21 protein-coding genes and 1 pseudogene are annotated in these 22,146 nt (G+C 59.4%); 9 read left to right on the top strand and 13 right to left on the bottom strand.

What is annotated here, in order from left to right; genetic code table 11:
• Positions 1–1,153: 1,153 nt before the first annotated feature.
• From MESOP_RS33900 to MESOP_RS21430, 4 genes are all read right to left on the bottom strand, one after another.
• Complete coding sequence (locus MESOP_RS33900) at positions 1,154–1,453, bottom strand: DUF982 domain-containing protein (protein ID WP_083833279.1); 300 nt, start codon at positions 1,451–1,453, stop codon at positions 1,154–1,156.
• A 719-nt stretch (positions 1,454–2,172) separates the two neighbouring features.
• Positions 2,173–2,376 carry a hypothetical protein gene (locus MESOP_RS21440; protein ID WP_013895440.1) on the bottom strand — a complete coding sequence of 68 codons (204 nt, stop codon included), beginning with the start codon at positions 2,374–2,376 and terminating at the stop codon, positions 2,173–2,175.
• A 1,307-nt stretch (positions 2,377–3,683) separates the two neighbouring features.
• Positions 3,684–3,824, bottom strand: a complete 141-nt coding sequence (locus MESOP_RS21435; protein ID WP_245264922.1) for a hypothetical protein — start codon at positions 3,822–3,824, stop codon at positions 3,684–3,686.
• Between the two features lie 651 nt (positions 3,825–4,475).
• The gene (locus MESOP_RS21430) at positions 4,476–4,700 is read right to left on the bottom strand and encodes a hypothetical protein (protein ID WP_013895437.1); all 225 of its coding nucleotides are present in this window, start codon (positions 4,698–4,700) and stop codon (positions 4,476–4,478) included.
• A gap of 319 nt (positions 4,701–5,019) precedes the next feature.
• On the opposite strand from MESOP_RS21430, the gene MESOP_RS21425 reads away from it, so the two are divergent.
• Positions 5,020–5,283 (top strand): hypothetical protein, encoded by a 264-nt coding sequence (locus tag MESOP_RS21425; protein WP_013895435.1) that lies wholly within the window; start codon positions 5,020–5,022, stop codon positions 5,281–5,283.
• A gap of 447 nt (positions 5,284–5,730) precedes the next feature.
• Here the strand turns inward: MESOP_RS21425 and MESOP_RS21420 are convergent, their stop codons facing one another.
• The 4 genes from MESOP_RS21420 to MESOP_RS36790 all read right to left on the bottom strand — a co-directional run bounded on the left by MESOP_RS21420 (position 5,731) and on the right by MESOP_RS36790 (position 7,472).
• Positions 5,731–6,222, bottom strand: coding sequence for a class I SAM-dependent methyltransferase (locus MESOP_RS21420; RefSeq protein ID WP_013895433.1), 492 nt, complete (start codon positions 6,220–6,222; stop codon positions 5,731–5,733).
• 134 nt (positions 6,223–6,356) lie between these two features.
• Positions 6,357–6,713 (bottom strand): VOC family protein, encoded by a 357-nt coding sequence (locus MESOP_RS21415; protein ID WP_013895432.1) that lies wholly within the window; start codon positions 6,711–6,713, stop codon positions 6,357–6,359.
• A gap of 109 nt (positions 6,714–6,822) precedes the next feature.
• Entirely contained in the window at positions 6,823–7,221 is a 399-nt protein-coding gene (locus tag MESOP_RS21410) for an MAPEG family protein (RefSeq protein WP_013895431.1), read from the bottom strand.
• Positions 7,222–7,310: 89 nt separating this feature from the next.
• Positions 7,311–7,472, bottom strand: coding sequence for a hypothetical protein (locus MESOP_RS36790; RefSeq protein ID WP_425339695.1), 162 nt, complete (start codon positions 7,470–7,472; stop codon positions 7,311–7,313).
• A gap of 1,060 nt (positions 7,473–8,532) precedes the next feature.
• Here MESOP_RS36790 and MESOP_RS21405 point away from each other — a divergent pair.
• Positions 8,533–8,847, top strand: coding sequence for a preprotein translocase subunit YajC (locus tag MESOP_RS21405; protein ID WP_013895429.1), 315 nt, complete (start codon positions 8,533–8,535; stop codon positions 8,845–8,847).
• Positions 8,848–9,585: 738 nt separating this feature from the next.
• Entirely contained in the window at positions 9,586–11,742 is a 2,157-nt protein-coding gene (locus MESOP_RS21400; RefSeq protein ID WP_013895428.1) for an amylo-alpha-1,6-glucosidase, read from the top strand.
• Between the two features lie 365 nt (positions 11,743–12,107).
• On the opposite strand, the gene MESOP_RS21395 is transcribed toward MESOP_RS21400, so the two are convergent.
• From MESOP_RS21395 to MESOP_RS21380, 4 genes are all read right to left on the bottom strand, one after another.
• The gene (locus MESOP_RS21395) at positions 12,108–12,404 is read right to left on the bottom strand and encodes a DUF982 domain-containing protein (protein WP_013895427.1); all 297 of its coding nucleotides are present in this window, start codon (positions 12,402–12,404) and stop codon (positions 12,108–12,110) included.
• Between the two features lie 188 nt (positions 12,405–12,592).
• On the bottom strand, positions 12,593–14,761 hold the full coding sequence (locus MESOP_RS21390; protein ID WP_013895426.1) for an amylo-alpha-1,6-glucosidase: 2,169 nt from the start codon (positions 14,759–14,761) through the stop codon (positions 12,593–12,595).
• Between the two features lie 192 nt (positions 14,762–14,953).
• Positions 14,954–16,066 (bottom strand): glycosyltransferase family 4 protein, encoded by a 1,113-nt coding sequence (locus MESOP_RS21385; RefSeq protein ID WP_041164897.1) that lies wholly within the window; start codon positions 16,064–16,066, stop codon positions 14,954–14,956.
• 14 nt (positions 16,067–16,080) lie between these two features.
• Positions 16,081–17,475 carry a Do family serine endopeptidase gene (locus tag MESOP_RS21380; protein WP_013895424.1) on the bottom strand — a complete coding sequence of 465 codons (1,395 nt, stop codon included), beginning with the start codon at positions 17,473–17,475 and terminating at the stop codon, positions 16,081–16,083.
• A 246-nt stretch (positions 17,476–17,721) separates the two neighbouring features.
• Here MESOP_RS21380 and MESOP_RS21375 point away from each other — a divergent pair, with 246 nt between their 5' ends.
• The 6 genes and pseudogenes from MESOP_RS21375 to MESOP_RS21350 all read left to right on the top strand — a co-directional run bounded on the left by MESOP_RS21375 (position 17,722) and on the right by MESOP_RS21350 (position 20,928).
• Entirely contained in the window at positions 17,722–18,081 is a 360-nt protein-coding gene (locus MESOP_RS21375; protein WP_013895423.1) for a hypothetical protein, read from the top strand.
• 268 nt (positions 18,082–18,349) lie between these two features.
• Positions 18,350–18,819: pseudogene (locus MESOP_RS21370) on the top strand (Hsp20 family protein).
• 75 nt (positions 18,820–18,894) lie between these two features.
• Positions 18,895–19,389: an Hsp20/alpha crystallin family protein gene (locus MESOP_RS21365; RefSeq protein ID WP_013895421.1), complete on the top strand. Its 495-nt coding sequence runs from the start codon at positions 18,895–18,897 to the stop codon at positions 19,387–19,389.
• Between the two features lie 71 nt (positions 19,390–19,460).
• Complete coding sequence (locus MESOP_RS21360) at positions 19,461–20,207, top strand: NADH dehydrogenase ubiquinone Fe-S protein 4 (RefSeq protein WP_013895420.1); 747 nt, start codon at positions 19,461–19,463, stop codon at positions 20,205–20,207.
• Positions 20,208–20,216: 9 nt separating this feature from the next.
• Entirely contained in the window at positions 20,217–20,537 is a 321-nt protein-coding gene (rpoZ, locus tag MESOP_RS21355; RefSeq protein WP_013895419.1) for a DNA-directed RNA polymerase subunit omega, read from the top strand.
• A gap of 25 nt (positions 20,538–20,562) precedes the next feature.
• Positions 20,563–20,928 carry an SPW repeat protein gene (locus MESOP_RS21350; RefSeq protein ID WP_013895418.1) on the top strand — a complete coding sequence of 122 codons (366 nt, stop codon included), beginning with the start codon at positions 20,563–20,565 and terminating at the stop codon, positions 20,926–20,928.
• A gap of 42 nt (positions 20,929–20,970) precedes the next feature.
• Here MESOP_RS21350 and MESOP_RS21345 read toward each other — a convergent pair whose 3' ends face one another.
• A complete protein-coding gene (locus MESOP_RS21345) occupies positions 20,971–22,140 on the bottom strand; it encodes a two-component system sensor histidine kinase NtrB (protein ID WP_013895417.1) in 1,170 nt (389 codons plus the stop codon).
• Positions 22,141–22,146: the final 6 nt, after the last annotated feature.

Below are 22,146 nucleotides of genomic sequence, written 5' to 3'. Positions count from 1 at the left end.
CGGGAGCTTCTGGCGGGGCGCGTGATAGCGGAATTTCGCGCGGAAGCGCCGACATCTTTTCGTGCAGCGGAAGTGGCAACAGGTCGAACTTTGACGCTCCACAGGACGGGAGACTACTTCATCGAGGTGACTGACGAGGCCAGCGGGAGAGTGTCCGAGTTTCAGTTCGCCGACTTGCTGTACTGAACAACCAGGCGCTGCGAGCCGCAGTGGGTCCGCCCCCACTGGCGAGCAGAGGCGGACCCGGCCGAGGGTTGGGGCCACTCGGCTGGCAGCGGGGGACGCTGCCGCCTTTAAAACCTGCTCCGAAATATCAAGTTCCGCTAATGCACAAAAAAGCCCGCCACCGGGTGGCAGCGGGCAGGGTCTGGAGTGCTGGGATCAACCAGCATAGGTCAACGAGCGGCGGCAGGGTTGGTTGCGGATGCATGTCGATCCGCCAACGCTCGGCTCACCCGCCCACTGCGTCCCCTCGCCCTTGTGCCCGCCTGTAGCCAGCCGCATGCATTGATGGGCCATGCCGCGTGACAGGACGCCCGCTCGTGACCGAGTTGGTCAGCTTTATCTGTCATTGGTTGCTCCCTGATTGTTGTTCTCGTACCTCATTCGGATGGCTTTAAATGTATATTAGCATTGGCGCATAAATCACTCCAGCCGACGGTGCCGTGCTCACAAACAGCCCGGTCGGTTAGGCCCGGTTCCTGTTCACATCCCAATCTACAGGCGCCGGGCCGCATCAATCGCCCGTTAACCAGCCCCTAGCAGGTAGAGCAATGCGCTCAGAACCGCAGCGATCGATCCGCCACCTATGAGCCGCCGCTATTTGCGTCGATTAACCGGCTTCTTTTCGTCAGAAGCGGCATAGGCGCTATAGATGCGCCGGCCGTCCTCTCCATATCGGTCGCTGGGTTGAACCAGTGGGTGGCCATCAGGTGAACCTCCCCTGGGAAAGCCTGCTCTTCAGGTCCTCGGCATTCAGTAGGTCGACCAGATCGTCGGCATACTCTGTTGAGGCCAACGGCTGCGATACCATCAGGCGAAACTGGCTGCCCGTTGAACACGTCGAACACCGTCCAGGTCCCGTCTGGGTGTCGCCTCAGGTCATACCGCCGCTCTATCATGAGGGTAATTTAGGGTCCGCTTATGAGCCTCTTCAACCCTCAGGATCGTAGAGAAGCATCCCTTCCTCGATAGCAACGAACGCCCTTCGAGCCACGTGTGGGGGTAATTTGCCATCAAGTGAGGCCAAGGAGGCACCGGCCGCCAGATACCATTTCGGCCCTCTTTTGGTCCACTGAACGAGTTGTTCCCTTGCCGCTTGAACGTCGCTGATGGTGTGCCGGACATCACCCTCGATGGTGGTCTTTACTGTGACCGGAGGATGAACCGACCGAGGGGCATCAGGCTTCACGCACGTCAAAGGCAACGAACATGCCCCGCTTCGGAGCCACATCAACGATAATCTCGATCAGATGACAGTCCGACTCCAAGGGATGCGGCTCGCGTTCCGCACCATTGCAATGGTCGCCTTTAAGGAGACTACGTTCCCCTCTTGAAAATCCCTCAGGACGTCGCAAACCAGGGGCCAACCAGACGCTTGAGCATCCATCCCACCCTCCACCGAGACAGAAGCTCAGTCGACCGATTCTCTCGCGCGTTTTTACAAGAAACAAGAGCGGTAAGCGTACAAAGAAGATGAACGTTGGCTTGCGGACAACCGGTCCCGTCAGGCGAATCGACCGCAAGAGAGTCTGCTCTTCAGGTCGTTGGCGTTCAGGAGCATCACCAGGTCAGTCGCGTAGGTGACGTCCAGGCAGACGGCTGGGTGACCTTCGGGCTCGGCTGGTTTGCCGGTGTGTCGGTCGACCACCGACCACCCCTTCGGCTCCTTCTTCAGTTCATACCTTGGTTCCATGGGACGATAGGTTGTGCTTCCTATTAAGCTCGTCAAGCTTGGACCGCTGCTCCTCGAATAGATCCGGGTCGGCAGGGAGTTTCAGCAGTTGGAAGATGTAATGACGCAGGGTCTCAGAAGTAATCCACTTCCGAATGAGACGCGATATAGCCTGCTGTTGCTCGGTAGACAGTTCTTGCATGGTCGGCCTGCACGGTTGCACTGAGCCCAACCATTGGTGGCCTTGGTGGTTCCCTGATTGGACTGCCTCAAATCGGCTATTTGATTTCCAACGATTGCGCGAGTTCGTCACCGCGCAGCCCAGCCTTGTAGCGGGCGATCAGCGCCAGGGCCGCCGCTTCAGCTTCATGGCTTTGGCGCTCTATCCCGCGCAGCAAACAGAGTTGGTCCAACATTTCGTACAGAAAGGTCAGATCTTCAGGTTCAAAGACGCTGTCTTTCGCGAGGCGTGCTATCGGCATGTGATCCCCTGCCACCGATTTGGCGGGATCATTTGAGCGGCTCGGGTGAATGTCAACTCGCACTAAAGCCCGACCGATCGTGTCGGAATTTAGTGCAAATCTCTGCGCGGGTGATCGGAGCCAGGAAAGGCTCAGGCTAGCCAACTACATGGAGGGTTTAGAGACGAGCCGCGAGCGTTAGAAGCTATGAATGATCGAAGATCTTTCTTGAATAGCACCGGCAAAAAGCCCGTCGCTTGCGGGAGACGGGCTTTCTGACTGGCCGAACGCTAGGAGAGTGTCATACCGCCCTACGGCTGGTTCGCACTTCCTTCCCGGCTGTCCAGATCAACGGCCGGCGATCAGTAGGCAGAGCTGGCGCAGGTCGCGGTCATAAGTCTCTTGGCTGCCAAGCACGTCTACGCACCGCTTCTTCATGCGAGCCAACTTGCCATCCGACATATTAGCGAGGGCACTGGCTACTTTGGGACCGGTCGGATTGCCTGGGTTGCTTGGGCTGCTCGGACTGTTTCCGACGCCGATGCCGAGAGCCATATTGACGCCGTTGCCAATGCCTACGCCCGCCCCAGCACCAACGCCGCTCGTGCCGCCCAAGTTGTACCCAATCCGGCCGTCACACCGTTGGTTCCGCCTACCCGCGCACCGGCTCCGGCATTAATACCGCTGGAGCCGCCGACCGACGCCCCGAGGCCGGCATTGACGCCGCTTGAGCCACCGACCGAAGCCCCCGCCCCTGCCCGCAATGTATTGGGGCCACCGATCTTTGCGCCAATTCTAGCCTTCAAAACCTTCGGGCTGCCCACCGTCGCAGCGGCTCCGGCACTGATGCCAGTGGTGCCTCCAACTGATGTTCCGAGGCCGGCGTTCACGCCGCCTGCCCCTCCAACCGAAACACCAGCACCGGCATTGACGCCGCCCGCGCCACCGTTCGAGGCGCCGACGCCAGCGTTCACTCCGCCCGAACCGCCGATGGAAGCACCCACCCCCGCATTCACGCCGCCGCTCCCACCGACCGAGGCTCCGGCTCCGACGCCGATCCCGCCCGCATATGCCGGCATGCACATAACTGCAATCATTGCACCACTCGCCAATGCTTTGGCGGTTCTCGCAAGGATACTTGCCATGACACTCTCCTGTGGTTGGCTTACTAAGTGCGGCAAGCGTAGGGCCGCCGCTCACATTAGTACGCGCTAAGGTGCCACTTCGTTGCCGAATACACAGGATATTCAGGCGGCATAGAGTCAGTTGCATATAAGACAACGACAAGATTTTACTAAAGTACTTGGGAATGCAGGCCAAGGACGTCGTCACTGATCACCTCGGACGACCCCACATTTCAGGTCTTCGACATTCAGGATCGCTGCCAAGTCCTCGGCGTAGGGCTGGTCGAAGTGTTCAGCCGGTGCCCTCCACTCATCAGCCGGCTGCCCGGTGAACACGTCGAACACCGTCCAGCTCCCATCCGGGTCTCGCCTCAAGTCGTACCTCTGGTGGCTCATGAGGGTAATTTAGGGTTTCCTGATGAGCCTGTTCAATGGCGTCGAGGAGTGAGGCTAACGTCGGCGGCAACTCAGGTTCGACCTCCAACCGGAAGGCCCTCCGAACCTGACGACGGTTGTTCTCGTTTCGGATCAGTTCCTGAAGAGAGTCGGCGACGGTCTTGTGACCGGCATTGTCGCGCTTCGCCATTAGGGAGTCCCCATGAGTCCAGGCGCCTATAACCAATTGTCCGACAAAAGGTTCCATTGGGGTCGCGCCTCAGTCCGTATCTGGGTTCCATCGGGTCATTGCTTGCGTTTCCGATCTAGCTCGTCAAGCATGGACCGCTGCTCGTCGGACACGTCGGGGTTTGCCGGGAGGTTTAGCAAGCGGGTGATGTAACGCCGCAGGGTCTCTGAAGTAATCCACCTCCGAATGAGACGCGATATAGCCTGCTGTTGCTCGGTAGTAAGTTCTGGCATGGTCGGCCTGCACTGCTAACCAAACCCAACTTCGGTGACCTTAATGGTTCCCGAACGATTGCTTGAATGGCTACTTCAGCTGGAGTGCATGAATAAGCTCGTCGCCGCGCAGCCCAAGCGGTCGTAAACCCGGTGGGCCTAATCGTGCAGGTCGAAGAGAACGGCTTTCCCAGTCCGCGCAGCTACTTGGACCACCTTTTCACATAGCGGGTTGTCGTGGCCCAATTCGTCCAGCTCGCCCTTTAGGTCAGGGCGCTTCGTTCGGATGAATGCGATGGCCTTCCTAAGGGAGACGATTTCGCCCTGAATAGCCTGGTCTATGGCTTGTTGTATGACTTCGTCGGACTTCAACAGGCGTTCCATCCGCGTGACCTCCCAATCCCCCTCTCAGTCCATATTGGGAGAACCTGCTGAAAAACCAAATCACATTATGGGGTCGGAATATTTGGTAAAAATTTCTGCGTCGGTGATCGGATAATTGGCCCGCGCGCCGGCCCCGCGGGGGTGCCTCCCGGCCGTCATTGATCCGCGATCCGCGCCCGCGTGAGACGTGATGCGCGCTCTGGGTTCGCTGCTCGCCATTCTCGAGCGTGTATTCATGCATCCCCCTCTCGGCAATCGGAACCAAAGCTGAAAATAATGGTTTGTTAATGGAAGGGATGGGATCCGAGGATGCCGAGCTATGACAGTGCTGTTCGAACCGCTCGAGTCTGACGGGCATCTGCGCAGCTTGATGTACCATGACGCGCGACTCCAGATGCTCCACGATCGCGTCATCAACCGCATGGAGCGGGTTGATCACTTGGCAAATGAAGTTGAGCAGGCGGCGGCGACTCTGGTGGATGCAACTCGCAGTTCCGCCGTTCACGCGTTCCCTGAGGACCCGCTCAGCAATTCCTCGGCTGCCTTCCTTCTTCTGGAAGCCGGGCAAACTATTGGGCTGTGAAATCTGCCGCTCATTCGCCGAGACCCTTCAGGGAAGCGTCGCGGCTCGCCGAGTCGTGCCGCTAACAATCCAGACAGGAACCAAAGTGTGCAACGCTTCTGGCGCCCGAAGACCGCACCCGGCTCGAAACCGAAGACGGTATTCCTAGCTCGAAAGGATGTCGTCCACTTTGCGTCTGAGCGGTCATCCGTCGCCGGTTCTCGAATGACCGCAGTGGGGCCGGCAGCTGAATGTCCGCTTCTGGCGTGAGATGCAAATGAGTGGAAGGACGGGTGGCGACAACTTGTGATCAACAGGCGATCTCAAATTATCTCCGCACACCTGTCGCAACGAGCCACGCGGTTTCCGAACTCGGTCTCAGCACCTCGGTGTCGCTGAACCCTGCATCTTGCAATGCGGCAATGACCTCGTCCGGCTCGCGTGCTGTGAAGATGTCGGCCGGCATGTTTATCCGATCCGTATGCACCTTCGGTAGGAGGCCAAGCACGACTCGCCCGCCTGGCTTGAGCACACGCCCGAGTTCCGCGGACCCAGCTTTAAGGCTTTGCCAGAAATGTGGATGCTGAGAGCCTTGTCGAATGTTGCATCCGGCAAGGGCAGGCTCTCGACCGTGCCGACCCGAAACTCGGCTCGCCCGGCATTGACTGCATCAACGAACCGCCGCGTGGCGGCGTTCACGATGCTCTCAGAGCGATCAACACCGCAGACGAATACTGCGCCCTCAAGAAGTCGCGGCAGCACCGTCCCACCGCCGAATCCGACTTCCACGACACGATCTTCCGGAGCCAAGTGCAATTGATCGACCCCGTAAGTGTTCAGCCGGGCATTGCCGCGGTTCATGCCTGCCCGGACAAGCCAACCACCGATCCCAGTCGGCCACGAAAGCTGTTTGGCTATGAACCTTGGCGTCACATCCAATCCCACCCCGCGCCGGATCATAGGGCGGTTCCTCTGCCAGGGGCAACTCCGTTTGCCCCGATCAGTCCTGTGAGAGCACCTCTCGCAAGGGTGGGTCACCACGCCGGAACGCGCGATGCTGATGCGTTGCGATGAGAGGGCGCGCTTCGGGCTTGTTATGTTTTGAAGAGCCTCGAGGGTGGCTCCGCAAGAGTGATGCGATTTCCGTCAGGGTCTGCAAACTGAGCGATCCTTCCGTAGTCACCCTCCGATTCGCCGGTCAGCCTCACTCCAGTTTCTTCGAGCGACTTGCGGGCATCATCTATTCTGGGCACGACAATTGTCAGTCTACCTGACCCTGCATTCTCTTTGTCTTGGAAGATCTGGATGTTAGCGCCTGCCACGCCACGCCATTGGATCAACCCTTCCATGGGACGATCATCCGGCCCCCGGTCGAACAGGTGAGTATAGAACTTCTCTGCATCGCCCATGCTCGATGTCGCGAGCGCGGCGTATATTCCCTGGATTTCCATTGTGCGCGTCCTTCCAGTCGCCTGACCTGTAATGGGAGAACGCTTGCTTCGGTTCCACGTGCGGAACGCCGGGTAGCGGAGGCTGACGTCACAAGTCTGAGCGCCAGACCTATCCCGGCATCATCAAGAATATGATCCTGCCAAGGGCGCCGAAGAGAAGGGCGAATGCGGCGAGAGCTTGAATAAAGAAGCCGGGGTACCGCCTCAGCGGCGCAGACAGGTAACCGATGAAATAGGCGATCCTTCCGGCTATCCAAAGCAGTCCCAGTGCAGCCGCCCATGGCGCGCTCCAGTAGACTGCGAAAAGCCACATCGACGGCAAAAAGATCGGCAGCCATTCAATTGAGTTTGAATGGGCGCGGATTGTCCGCTCAAGCAACGGATCGCCAGTCATCGTCGGGGCGAGAATCCCTGTCTTTTTGTGGGTTCTGGCGACTGTCAGCGCCATGCCAAAGGTCATCAGGCTGCAGAGCAGCGTCACAATGGCCACCGAGAAATACCGTTCCATGCCTACCTCCTTTCATTGCGAAACGGGTAGGCAAGCAAAGGGTGTCGCCAGTGGCAAGCTTGACCTCTGTCATTCCTGACAAACAACGGTCAGGCGGTTTCACCCACGTGAGAGCTCGACGCGACCTTGACGACGACTAGCTGACTCGCTTGGTCGCGGACGCGGAAGGCAACTTCCCTGAAGCCGCGCGACTTCTGATCCTTGACTATTTCGAGAAGGGCTCTAGTCGCTTCGTTCTCAACGGATTGCAAGGTGGAAAGGTCGACAGCTTCGGTGTCGGGATGAATTCGCCGTCATCAGCTAAGTCGAAGAAAAAACGGGGGCATTGCCTTCTAAGTTCGGATCGCGAAAAAGTCCTCTGTACGATTTTTACGGAGCGAAGCGTTGCGGCGCCGCCGCCTCAAGGCGGTCGATCATGTGCATTGGTCGTGAATGGCATGCGCTTTTTTTGTCCTTAGTAGAACCTCACGTCCCAAGAACCCGTTCCTGCGGCGGCAGCGCCTAGCGCTGCTGGTCAAGGAAAGGCAACCCTTGGCCGGGCTCGCATCACCCCCAAGTGGTGCGAGCCCTCTAAACGCCAATCGGATATGCGCCCGCGCGTTCGATCGTGCTGGCGACACCAAGATGTTCCGGCCGGAACAGTCCATCCTCGAACGAGATCAGGGAAAGCGCCGAAAACAGAAGCCGGTCGCTGCGAAATCCTGCCCATAATTATAGGCCAGGCAAACCGCTTTCTTGACCGCCACCTTCATTTGAGGAACATCAGTCACGCGGCCTCTCTGATGTCTGCGGAGCTGGCAGGAACATGCTGTCGCGACAGGTCAGGCCGCCTAGCCCAGTCCCTCTGAGCGTCGAGCAGTTCATCCTTCCCAGTCAGGCCATTCATGAACAGCTTGAGGACGTGCGCAGCTATGTGCTCTCCGTCCTGCGAAGCAAGCGTTCGTCGTCGTGGACGGCGGCGCAGCGGCTGAAACGCTGCGGCGAGATCAGTACCGGGGCAGTATCAGCATGATCAGCGATGGCCAATCTCGGTCCGTTGATCGGCCGAATCTCTCCACGGACTGCCTTGATGAGGGCCCAGGCACGGACATGATGCGTTGGTGACCCTCGGAAGGGGCCATGTTCGGGAAGTCCGACCGGCCCGATCCGTGAGAACGAAGCCGAATGGCTGACCTCCCAACCAAAGACCGGTTTCAAGCCGTTCACGTTCGTCGGCCTCGGACGGCGGGGAGTGTGGGCTCTCCATTTGCGAGATTTTACGCAACCAACTTAGTTTGCAAGCATTAACCTGGAAAGCACCGGAGGATCCCCATGCTGCATTACAGTGTGCCTCGGGAGTTTGAGATTGGCGACGAGGTCGCGTTGACCTCTACCGTCATCACGGTGCTCCCTAGCGGACGCGCCAGAGTCAGCATTCCGTCCTACGACCATCCTTATCCCGTGGATGCACCACCTAAAGCCCGAGCTGGGGATAAACTTGTTCTTGTTGGAGACATCATCCGCATCGATCGCGAAGCCAATAAGCTGACGGTGCGGATTGATTGCGGCGGGGTGATAACCATCGACAAGTCGGCGATCGCCAGGGTAAGAAAGCACCGTCAGGGTTCGCGGCCTGACGCTCGCTAAGGAAGCCGGCTCCATTCGAGGAATGTCATGCGATCGCTGGACGGGCGCATGCCTACCTGCCTTTGCTTCGAACGCTTCGCCGCCAGAATGAGCGGGCGGCAATGTGCGGACACTCGACCATGGAACCCCGCCAACATGCGAACTGCCGTTGGGGATCGTGCTGGACGCCTGCCCGACCGGATGGAAATACGAATGTATAGATCGGGAGAAGGCAGCGCTCCTTCGCAGCAGCCGAGTTGCTGGGTGGTGTCCGCCTCATTCAACAAGTCACGGGCCGGGTCTTGCGTGATCTTGCCGGGCTTGCCCGGTCCGACGGATACCCTGTCTCAGGTTAGCAACTGATACCACGCCGATATCGCTTTCGGATCCGGCCGCACCGATGGGATGGTCAGGTGTCGAGCTGTACCTTGTGATGACGGTGAACCGGGTAAGTGAGGTGAAACCGCTCTCAAACGCTTGATCGAATTGGGACGAGCTTCGATTGTCCCGCCGATCACTGACCGCGGTTACACCTGAGGCTGCAGGACCGTTCGCGAGGCAAGAGCTCTGCCAAGGGCGTCTGCTCCCCGCGGCCAACTAGCCTCGTGGCCGCGACGTCTTGACGAGGGGCGCTGAAGGTCCAAACTCAATTTTTCGAGACGGAATATTGCCGGCCCGAACGACGAACTAAGGCCGCATTTGGTGTGCTCTTACGGACGAGATCCCTCCGCGGACGCTGCAATTGGATCAGTCGTTGAAATGACGCTAGAGATTACCATTGGACCGCCGCGTTTAGCAATCAACCAGGGGCGCAGCTTCCTAGTGACCGAACCGGACGGCCAGATCCGCTGGCCTACGCAAAACGGGTTGTATGCATCGGACACCCGCCTGATATCCAGCTGGCAGATCTTTGCCAATGGGCAACCATGGGACCTCCTCAATTCCGGAAATATCGCCTACTTCGCAGCCAAGGTCTATCTTGTGAACCAGGCGTTCGCGACTGAAACAGGCCATGTGCTCGCGGGCAGCCTGGGACTGGGGATCGGCCGAGCGTTGGATGAGGGGCTACATGAGGATCTTGACCTTGTAAACCACGGGCAAAAGGCTGTGCGGTTCAATTTGGAAGTTGCTATGCGCAGCGACTTTGCCGATCTCTTTGAAGTCAAGGGCGGCCCGATCATCCGCCGCGGACGGATCACCACGGAATGGTCGTGCAAACTGGCACGCCTTCGCACGTCCTACGTCAATCAGGATTTTAAGCGAGAGGTCACGGTAAAAATCCGCCACACGTCCAAGAAGCCTGTCTATGCCAACGGCCGGATCAGTTTCGACATTAAGCTCGAGCCGGGCGAGGTATGGCATGCTTGCCTTCTCTATGACTTCGGCAACGGTGATGCGGTCTATCGGGCACCACGCGTCTGCATCGACCAAGCCCTTAGCTCTAAAGCGGCGAAACGCCTCGCACAATGGCGAGGCAGTGCCCTGAACTTCAGCTGTTCCAATGACGAATTCTACCGCTTCTATCATCAGGCGGTTGAAGACATGGCGGCGCTGCGGCTGCCGATCGAAGGGACGGACGAGCTAGAATATGTCCCGGCCGCCGGACTGCCATGGTTCATCGGACTGTTTGGTCGTGACAGCCTGATAGTCTCGCTTCAGAATGCGCTGGTCTATCCGGATTTTTCGCGCGGTGCCCTGGACGTTTTGGGACGCCTTCAAGCAACCGAGCGCGACGACTACCGCGATGCGGAACCAGGGAAGATAATGCATGAGCTTCGCACCGGCGAACTCGCCCATTTCAATCTGATTCCCCATACACCGTATTACGGCACAGCCGATGCAACGCCTCTCTACCTCATCGTGCTTCACAACACTTGGCGATCCACCGGTGACTCCAGCCTGCTGGACCGACACATCGCCACGGCCGAAAAATGCCTGGATTGGATTGACCGCTATGGGGACCGCGACGGTGATGGCTTCCAGGAATATGAAACCCGTTCGGCTTCGGGATACGAAAATCAGAGTTGGAAAGACGCCGGCGATGCCCTGGTTTACACAGATGGTACGCTGGTAAAGGGACCCAAGGCGCTTTGCGAATTGCAAGGCTATGTCTACGACGCTTGGCAGCGCATGGCTGAAATCTTCGATGCCAGAGGCGACGGCGCACGTGCCGAGCAGCTTCGTGTCAAAGCCAGGAGCTTGTTCGACCGGTTCAACCGGGTCTTCTGGGATGAGGCGTCCGGCTTCTACGCGTTCGCGCTCGATGGCGACAAGAAACCGGTGCTGAGCGTCGCCTCCAACCCTGGTCACTGTCTTTGGTCGGGAATAGTTCCACCCGAACGAGCCGCTAGGGTGGTGCAGCGGCTGATGATGCAGGATATGTGGAGCGGTTGGGGAATCCGGACGCTTTCAGCCGATCACCCTGCCTACAATCCACATTCCTATCAATGCGGCTCCGTGTGGCCGCATGACAACGGACTGATAGCGCTCGGATTCCGACGCTATGGCTTCTGGGCGGAAGCTTGTCGCCTCTCTCGCGACGTAAGCAGCGCCGCAATCTACTTCATGCAACATCGAATGCCAGAGCTGTTCGCCGGCTTGCCGCGAACGCCCGCAACGTTCCCGGTGCAGTATAAGGGAGCGAACGTTCCGCAGGCCTGGGCGGCGGGGTCGTGCTTTTCACTTTTGCAGGCGATCATCGGCTTCCAGCCCGACGCTCCAAATGGCAAGCTGTACATCGATCCCACGCTGCCGGACTGGATGCCTGAATTCACCTTAAAAGACGTGCGGCTCGGGAAAGAGCGGCTCGAACTCCATTTCTGGCGCTCCGGCGCCGAGAGCTGTTGGGAAGTTCGAAGCGGCGATCCGTCCTTGGTGGAGGCGCGCAGTTGCGCTACCGGGCCCTCCTTGCGCTAGCCTGCCGGTCGCGGTGCGCGTTCGGCGTTCTGGTTAGGTGTCGCCTTACTGCACAAGTCGCAACTTATAGCCAGGCCAGATCGAAGCCCGCCCAGACAGTTTTGCCCCCGTTCGGGGCGGGCTGTGGAAGCTGAATGGAGGCAGCTCCGACCTTGGCTAGGGGGATTCAACCAAGGCAGATTCCGAACTTCACGCGTCTACGAATGTTCCAAATGTCGGTTGGGGACCAGGCTAACGGTTGGCGCAAGATGAGGCGATGACGGACACCAGCCAGTGGCTGGCCGCCCCGGTCTACAGCCCTCAAAGACCACGCTCGAGACCGCCGGATGATCACCGGTGACGAGCATCGTCCCGGTTCCGCACCCTCACACGCGGTCTGCGTTACTGATCTTTGGCCCTGTCATCCACGGCGGTGCTGTAGGCACATCCTCGATGACGCCGATCTTGCGGGCCCAAGTCGTAAAAGCCTTGTGCGCAGCCTCGACAGGCTTGCGGCCATCGTAAGCCGAGTAGCACGCCTCACAGGCCGCCGCGTGAAGGAGACCACGTTTTTCGACAGGCCATTCTTCCAGAAACTCAATAGCATCCATCACGCAGTCGATTTTTTGGATGTAGCCATTCTCCCCTACGAAGACTGGCTGCTTGAAAGCATCACTTTCCATAGTGACCTCCCTTCAACAACTGGACCTGGTGATCGTATCCGCAGATGCACTGCTCGTCCTCGAACCGCTGAATGCCGGTTGGACATCACAGAAGAGATTGGAAGCACCTCTTTTACATTCAAGACCAGCTCGCCAGGCAAACGCCAGCAGCATCTCGAAGCCGACGGCAGGCACTCCGGCTGCGATTGCTAAGAGCGAACGGCCAGCGGCACCAGGCCCTCGTGCCGTTCACCGAGATAGCAGACAACCCGGTCGCCGACGCGCTGGAAATTGAGATCGACCTTCGCCTCCCCAACGGCTAAATGCCGGATGACGATGTTGTCGATGCCGATCGGCAACCGTGGGCGTTCGACATTGATCTCGCGCTTCCAACCATCGATGCGGATCCCAAGACAGGCCTGCAACATCATGAAGGCCGAACCGGCAGACCACGCCTGCGGCAGACAGGCGACAGGATAGGCAATCGGCGCGTCGCCGATGGCGCGCGTAAAGCCGCAGAACAGCTCCGGAAGCCGCATATTGAACTGGACCGCCGCCTCGAACATGCTGCTCAAAAGCTTGACGACGCTGGTGCGCTGCTGATAGCGGGCCAGTCCTGCGGCACAGATTGCCGTGTCATGCGGCCAGATCGAGCCGTTATGATAGGACATCGGATTGAACGGGAGCTCGTCGTCGGCCAAGGTGCGAACGCCCCAACCGCTGTGGAGATGCGCCGACAGCAACTGCTCGGCAATTGATTGCGCCCGTTCCGCCGATGGCAGCCCAACATAAAGCAGGTGCGCCGCATTGGAGGCGCGCACCGCGCATTGCTTGCCTTCCCCATCGATTGCTAAGGCGTAGAAGTTTCGCTCCGGCATCCAGAATCGGCTCTCCACTGCGCTGCGGATTTTTTCCGCCATGGCGCTCCAGTGCGCTGCCTTGGCCGCGTCGCCGCGTTTGGCTGCCAATGCAGCCATGCCTTGATAGGCTGCGAAGACATAGCCTTGCACCTCCACCAGTGCGATTGGCCCCTTCGGTATAGTACCATCGGCATGGAAGATCGCATCGGCGCTGTCCTTCCAGCCCTGGTTGAAAAGCCCGGTATCCGCCGCCCTGCTGTAGGTCACGAAGCCGTCCCCGTTGCGAGCTCCCACCTCCTCCATCCACCCGATTGCCGCACATAGCGAATCCCACATGCGGTCCACGAATTCCTGATCTCCGGTGCGATCAGCGTAGGAACAACCCAGGTAGACATAGAGCGGAGTGGTGTCGACCCCACCGTAGTAGCGGCCGAACGGGAGTTCGCGCAGGACAGCCATTTCCCCCTTGCGCGTCTCGTGCATGATCTTGCCGGGTTCGGCGTCGTCAAATATCGAAGTCTCTGTCGACTGATAGCGGGCAAGGAACGCCAGGACTCCGCGAGCGAGCGCGGGGTTCAGCCACAGCATCTGCAAGGCGGAAATGACGCCGTCGCGGCCAAAAGCGGTCGAAAACCAGGGAATGCCGGCATACGGATATGGCCCGGTCTCCAGATCGGTGGTCAGCAGGGCAATGTCGGCCCGTGTTCGCGTGAGCCAGTCGTTGAACACGCGGCCCGAGCTGAAGATAGTGGCGCCCTGCCGACGCTTTGAGCGCATGGCAAAGCGAGCTCGCGCCGCCGCCGCGCGGAAGCGATCGCTGGATGGCACTTCTTCGTTTTGACCGACCTCCAGGTACAATGCTCTTCTGGCGCGCCTCTCCACCCGAATGAGGAACTCGGCGTGATTGGGGTGCACCTGATCAGGCCTAATCGAAAACGCGATAACAGATTGGCGCGAAACATTGTCGAGGCCTTCGTACCGAAACGTGACGCTCGTCTCACCGACCAGCGCGTCATGGGCGCGACCACGGCGGCTTCGAGTGGTGCCGCGCACCTCGAACATGTCACGAAAATCGGCGTCAAAGTCGAAACGAACCGGCAGCAGGACCTCGCGTCGGGAGTAGTTCGAGAACGCGATTCGCTCGAACATGCGGTCTTGCCAGATGAACCTGGTCCGCTCGATGTGCACGACGCCCGGCAGTGCCTCACTACCGTCGGATCCGATTGTGGACAGATTTGTGAGATTGGCTGTGAATAGGATGTTGTCCTGCGACAGCGAGGCGCCGAGCAGCGAGGGCATGTGGTCGCCGACGAACAGCCGGAAGCGCGACAGCACACGCGTATCGTCGCGGAAAAGCCCGTCGCCAGTGCCGCGTATGTCGCCATAACTGTCCGCAACGACGAAACAGTCCTCGTGCTTCAGCGCAAATTGTCTATGCGGCTCGCGCGGCGCCGATTCATCGAGTGCGGGAAGAGCAACGGCTGGATCAAGCTTACGTTCTTCGACTTCGATGCTCATCTCAACCCTCCTGTTCAGACGGCCGATGCTGGCGCTTATTCCATTATGGCTGCGCCCGGCCATACCCTATCAATGGTGTTTCGCATCAATCCCGCGATGCGCGGTTGCGGAGAGCGTCCTTCGAATCCTTGGCGGATTTTCGGCGAAGTTCCGCTGTTGAAAGTCGACTGAGGCCGGCGGGATCCTGGCGGCTCAGACAGCCAACACTCCCGAAACAGGGCTGGTTATCGTATCTGCTTTTGCCGCGATGCCATTTGGCGAGCCCAGCGAGAATCGTTGGTCGCGCGCCAGCGAGTGGTAGATTGCCAAATAATCGCTGCACATGCGCTCCACCGTGAACCTTTTTTCAAAAGTTTCCCGCACCTTTACCCGATCGAGACCGCCTATCCGCCGTATTGCGTCTACGGCGTCGTCAACGCTTTCCACGATCACTCCGGACACTCCATTGTCAACGACCTCTGGAACGGCTCCGCGGTTGAAGGCTATCACCGGGGTGCCGCAGGCCATCGCCTCGATGGTTACGAGGCCGAATGGCTCCGGCCAGTCTATAGGAAACAGCAGCGCCGCCGCATTGCCGAGAAACTCCGCCTTCTGCCGCTCATCGATCTCGCCAATGAACTCGACCTTCGAATTTCGAAGCAACTGGGGTTCGACTTTCTCACTCCAAAATGATTGGTCCACCGCGTCGATTTTGGCCGCGATCTTCAGTGGCATTCCGGCGCGCGCAGCGATTTCCATCGCGACTTCAGGCCCTTTTTCCGGCGAGATGCGGCCAAGGAACGCCAGATAGCCCGAGGCCTTGGGCTGGAAGGGGAGAATGTCGGGCGGCAAACCATGATAGACGGTTCCGAGCCAATTGACCGGCGGCATCGGCCGCCGCTGGTCATTGGAAATCGAGACCAGCGGAATGTCGTCGAACATCGCGTAAAGCTGCGCCAGATCCGGAAGGTCGAGCCGACCATGAAGGGTGGTAACCGTTCGCCGCGCGAACTCACGGATAATCGGAAAGTGCAGGACATCAACGTGAAAATGCAGAACGTCGAATTCATCCGCCCGTCGGCGGACGCGTTCCAGCATCACGACATGGTACGGGATGTGGTTATGGGCATTCGGGTTCAGGCGCAGTGCAGTATCGCAACACGCCACAAGTTCCGCCGAAGTGCTTGAATCGCCGCTGGCGAACAACGTCACATCGTGGCCCTGTCGAACCAGCTCTTCGGTCAAATAGGAAACGATACGCTCGGTCCCGCCATAAAGCCTCGGCGGTACTGACTCCATCAGAGGTGCGATCTGGGCTATCTTCATCTGCACATAGTCGCTCAAGATTTTGAGACGGCCACGAAGAGCGATTGTCCCTGCCGTTCGATGCGGAACAGGATCGGCTTGTTCTGCTGCCGGGATTTCGCCCACTCCTGTCGGACATCCGAAGGCTGGGTAACATTCTGGTTGTTCGCCGAGACGATCACATCGCCGGGCTTGAGACCGCTTTCAGCCGCAAGACTGTTCGGCGCGACCTCCTGGACAAACACGCCGGTGGTACCCGGCTGGAGACCGAGCTGCTGGCGCGCTTCATCTGGAATTGGGCTGAGCGACAGCCCGAGACCTTGATCCGCCGCTTCTGGATTCGGAACAGCACCGGTCCGCATCTCCTCGTCCTTGCGCTGGCCCACGGTCAATTCCACCTCCTGCTGTGAGCCGCCGCGGTTCCTTGTCAGCGTCGCTCTCGACCCCGGCTTTTCGTTCGCCGCAGCCAGCGTCAAGTCATGGACACCCTGGATGTCCTTGCCGTTGAACCGAGTGATTACGTCGCCTGATCGTAAGCCGGCCTTCTCCGCTGGACTGCCGGGCTCGACGGAGGCGACCAGCGCTCCCTTGGTGCCAGACATTCCAAGCGCCTCGGCAAGCGACGGGGTCACCTCCTGGAGACGCACACCGATGAAACCGCGCTCGATCCGGCCGGTGCGGATCAGTTGATCGGCGATGCTCCGTGCCGTTCGCGACGGCACGGCGAAGCCGATGCCTATGCTGCCGCCCGACGGCGAGACGATGGCCGTGTTGACGCCGATCACTTCGCCGCGTGCGTTAAATAGGGGACCGCCGGAATTGCCTCTGTTGATCGAGGCGTCTGTCTGGAGGAAATCGTCATAAGGGCCGGCCTGGATGTCGCGCGAGCGGGCCGAAAGAACACCGACGGTAACGGTTCCCCCGAGCCCGAAGGGACTGCCGATCGCGATCGTCCAGGCACCCGGCTGCATTGCGTCGGAATCACCCCAGACCGCGATGGTCATGTTGGGCCGTGGATCGACCTTCAGCACCGCGATGTCGGTTGCTGGATCGCGGCCCACCAGTCGCGCGGGCGAAGTCTCCTTGTCGGAGAAGACGACGTGGATTTCGGTGGAGTCGGCCACGACATGATTGTTGGTGACGATATAACCCTCGGGACTGATGACGAAGCCGGAGCCAAGCGCTTCCCGCACCTGCGGCTGGATAGGCCCGCGGCCGTCGAAAGGATTCAGAAAATCGTCGAGCGTCGTTTGGTCCTGGATGATCTGCCTGGTCGTAATGGCGACCACCGCCGGCAGTTTCTGACGCACGATCGCACTGAAGTCGTTTGGGATTTCTTGTGCTGAAACCGGAGCAAAGCCGCCAGCCGAGAGCGTCAAAACTCCTGCGAGGAGGCCAATGCACAGCCGCTTCCTGGAAATGTAAGACATGATTGACTCTCCTGCCCGACTGCCCTGGCGCTGCTGCGCGCCTTGTTCAGACGCCAGAACTGACATTCACGCGGATTGTTTCACCGGTTCGAAAAAATGTTGATGCTGGGCTGAACCGTGAGGATGCGGCCTTGTTGGCGCCATTGAAATTTGGTCGAAACTCTCCAAAATTTCAGTCGGTGGAAATCACGAGAGCCACCAAGATGATGTCAACAGAGGAGCCTAGTGAAAGCGGAGGGACCACCGATGGAAAGAGCCATTTCGACGAGTTTTGTCCCAGTCGGGCCCGAAGCCCCTGATGTTTTTCTTGACCGGTTGCTGCATCCGGCACGGCATTTCGAGCGACCTCAGGACGTGCTGATTGACGAGACGCTGGACGTCCAGGAGAAGCGTGCAATCCTGTCGTCATGGGCATCGGATGCCTGTGCAGTGGAATCGATGCCGGCGCTGCGCATGCCGCCCGGGGTGACCGAACCGGTCAGCTTCGATGCCATCATGGACGCGTTGCGCCAATTGGATCAACGCGAGAAGCTTCCCGCTGCCGGTCGCAGTCACGAGATCGACATCGCGGCCGCCGGTCTCACAGCACTGGTCGATCGACTTTAACCGCAAGCGCCAGCCCTTCCGGAATCCGAGGAGGGCCTTTCTGCTGGCGAATTTCGCCAGCAGAACCACCCAGTGCGTTCTTACCGCCGCATTCCCCTATACGTCCGGATCTTGCCTGAAAATTTTCTTAACCGCCCTCTTGAACGCGCAACCCGCCATTCTAAATCGACAATCGCCGGCCGCCTGATGGGGCCGGCGCTAAGTCAGGAGGCGTCAAGGCTCTCTTGGCGTCCTTTTGTATCCATGTTGCTCAAAGGAGGATATGGCTATGAAGACAAACCTCGATTTTACCCCCTTGTTCCGGTCCAGCATCGGCTTCGATCGCATTTCGATCTGCTCGAAAATGCGAGCCGTGTCACCGCGATAGACAATTGGCCGCCCTACAACATCGCCAAGACCGGTGAGGACGACTATCGCATCACAATGGCGGTCGCCGGTTTTTCGCAGGAGCAATTGACCATCACTCATCAGCCGAACTTGCTGCTTGTGAGCGGCTCGCAATCGGGTGACGACAACGGCCAGTATCTTTATCGCGGCGTTCCCGGGCACGCCTTCGAGCGGCAGTTCGAACTGGCAGACCATGTGAAGGTCGTCGGCGCCAGCCTGGAAAACGGGCTGCTGAACATCGATCTCAAGCGCGAGCTTCCCGAAGAGATGAAACCGCGCCGGATCGCCATCGCCGGCAGCACGGCCCAGGCGAAGCCACGGCAGATCGAAGGCGAGAAGAACGCCGCCTGAACTCAGAGTGAACCAGAAGCGACAGGCACCGGCGGTCGTCCGGTGCCGCGCGGTTGAACATGGAGGTGAATGAAGATGAACATGCGTGACCTTATCCCGTGGGGCCGCAACAACAACCAGGCTCCCAGCATCTATAGCGGTGGCGATCCCTTTGTTTCGCTTCACCGCGAGGTAAACAGGCTCTTTGACGATGTGTTGAGGAGCTTCGAGACGCGTTTGCCTTTCATGGGGCAGCTCTCGTCTTTCGAGAATGGCTGGCCGAAGGTGGAGATTTCGGAGTCGGACAATGAGCTTCGCGTCACCGCCGAGGTCCCCGGTATGGAAGAGAAGGACATCGAAGTCCTGCTCGACGAGGACGTGCTGACCCTGCGTGGCGAAAAGCGGTCGGAGACCGGCGAGAGGGATTACTCCGAGCGCTTCTACGGCCGCTTCGAGCGGCGCATACCCCTCGGCTACGAGGTCGAGGACGACAAGGTCAAGGCGACCTTTGCCAATGGCGTCCTGAGCCTGACGCTGCCGAAGAACCCTAATGCGCAGTCGAAAGTGAAGCGTATCCCGATCACCCACTGACGCATGGAGCAAGTCGGGGGCGGCAGGCAGCCGCCTCCGACGCATCCTTCGCAAAATGGGAGGATGGAATGATGCAGAAGCAAGAAGAAAGAGAAGTCACACAAGCCGCAGAAAATATCGCACCGGCAAACGACAATCGCAAGCGCGCGCTGTCATTCGGCAGATCCGAGTTCCCGCGTGATGCGGTCGCGCGGATCTACAAGCCTTCCCGTTCAGTCACGACCTCGGGCCGTGCGCGGCCGAAAGGCTGGCGGCTGATCTTCGAGCGCCGTATGGCGCCGGTCATCGAACCGCTGATGGGCTACACCGGAAGTGGTGACACGCTGACTCAGGTGGAGCTCGATTTTCCGACGGTTCAGGCGGCCATCGACTATGCCGAACGTCAGGGCCTCGCTTATTCGGTTCAGGTAAATCCCGCGGCGGAAAAATCCGCGGAATCTTCCAGTGCCGAAAAGCGGCTGCAGGCCGGCAGGGACCTTGTCTGGAACCGCCTGCAACTGGCGTTGCTCACGAGCAGCTACGGTGCCGTTTCACATGCCTCGCATTATGGACCGGCATTGGCCGATCCCGAGGCGCTTTATGCATCGCCGATGGACCTCGTTGTCGATCCTCTTCTGACAGTCGACGAGAAACGCGCCATCCTGCGCAACTGGGCGTGGAACGAGTATCTTGTGGATCTCGCGACGGCCGAAGGGATGCCTGAAAACGCGCGTCCGACACGGCTCGACGAAGTGGAATCGGCACTGCTCGCACTGGAGCAGCTTACGACAGCGAAACTGGCCGTTTCCGTTCCTGAACAGAAGCAGAAGGCAGCGTGAGGTGGCATCATGGATCCGATGATCGTGCTCGATTGTGAAAATACCGTGCCGAACCGTTTCGCGCTGGCCGTTGCGGCGGCGGGCCGGGCCCGTGCGCTCAGCCGTGGTGCCGAGCCTCGCCTGACCGGCAGCGTGACGGTGCCCGTCGAACTCGCCCTGCGCGAGATCGCCGGCAACCGCTTCCAGCCCGACGAGGTCAAGCCCTTCGTTCTGGCCGGCTCGGTTCCGCGCGATGACCGCGTTCGGCCCGGCCGACGAAGAAAGCTTAGCGGCGGCGAAGGACAATCCCTGGCCGCCGACCCCGCCCTCGCTCAAGGGGCGGTGCACTGAGCATATAAGGAAAGGAGGATGAACAATGGAGAAATGGCTGAAAACTGAAAATCGTCCGGTGATCGATGTGGTCAATCTGATCGCCGGCATAGCACTAGTACTGTCGCCCTGGTATCTCGGCTTTGCGGCTGAAACCTATGCAGCTTGGAACGCCTGGATCGCCGGTGCGGTGATTGCCCTGATAGCCGTGGGTGCGCTGGTCGCCTTCCATGCCTATGAGGAATGGGCAAATCTGGCGGTTGGGCTGTGGACACTGGTCTCGCCTTGGGCCCTCGGTTTTTCGGCGTTGGCGGCCGCCATGTGGGCGCATGTGATCGTGGGTATTATCGTGGCGGTCTTGGCTGCCGGAAGCCTCTGGTTATTCGGCAATCATCCGCTTTCAACCGCCTGACGGTTCCTCCCCGTGGGCCCGGATTTCCGGGCCCACTTTTTTTCAGCCGCGACGGATGCGGTGTGCCATTGCAGGCGCAGTGTTCAGACCGGTCTCGTCCTGCCTTCGCAGCGGGTCGTTTCCCGTGTTTGGCGCGCGGGGAAGAAAGAGATGAATGCTTGTTCCCTCGCCAACCTCACTCTCGATCCGAATATGACCCCCGGACTGCTTGATGAAACCGTAAACCTGGCTAAGCCCAAGGCCGGTCCCCCGTCCATCGGCCTTTGTAGTAAAGAACGGCTCGAACACCTGGGTCATGATCTCCTTGCTCATGCCGCACCCCGTATCGCTGACCGTGACCCGAACGAAAGAGGCAGCCAAAGCGGGCACCTCTTCAATCTCGCCGGGGGTATCGCTGGTCTCGATCGCCAGCGTGCCTGTGCCGGCCATCGCGTCCTTGGCATTCACAGCCAGGTTTAGGATGGCGACGTCCAGCTGATTGGCGTCGACGACGACAGGACCGAGTGCTGGATCCAGTTCAAGGTTGATACTGATCCCATTCCCCAGCGTCCGCTCCAGCAGCATCGTCATCGCTTCGATTCGTCCATTCAGGTCGATTGTCTGCGGACGCAGCGACTGTCCACGAGAGAACGCGAGCAATTGCTGCGTCAGCGCACCGCCGTTCTGGGTTCGCTTAAGCAACTCTTCGATCAGCATCGACGCGTTCGGATTGGCAGGATCCTCGCGCAGCTGCTTCTGAAGCAGTCGCAGCCCCGATTCGAACACCGCGAGCAGGTTGTTCATGTCGTGAACGATGCCGGCAGCGAGCCGGCCGATCGCTTCGAGCTTTTGCGACTGACGTCGATGCTCCTGCCGCGCGCGTTGCGCGGAAACGTCGCGAAGACTGGCAAGCAGTGCCGGCTTGCCATCCCAACTGAGCTCAACCGTCCGCATTTCCACGTCGGCTGGTGCTCTATCGGGCCGGTGGACGGTAATCTCCATCGTTTCGCCGGAGATGACGGGACGGCCGAGGGGGATGTGGACGAGATCGGCGACCGGACAGCCGAAAATCGCGGCTGCCGCCGGATTTGCATAAAGCACAGTTCCCAACAGACTGACGACGAGAACCCCGTCGGCCGTGTTCTCGATCAGCCGTCGAAAATCAAGTTGACTAATGCCCGTCAGAGTTGCATCGCCGTGTCGGTCTGAGACTTCGGCTGCGCTGCGCGCCATGTCGAC

Origin of the sequence: Mesorhizobium opportunistum WSM2075, from assembly GCF_000176035.2 — a bacterium.
Taxonomy (GTDB): domain Bacteria; phylum Pseudomonadota; class Alphaproteobacteria; order Rhizobiales; family Rhizobiaceae; genus Mesorhizobium; species Mesorhizobium opportunistum.
Note: the sequence above shows the minus strand (reverse complement) of the source record. Positions and strands in the feature narration are given on the sequence as shown.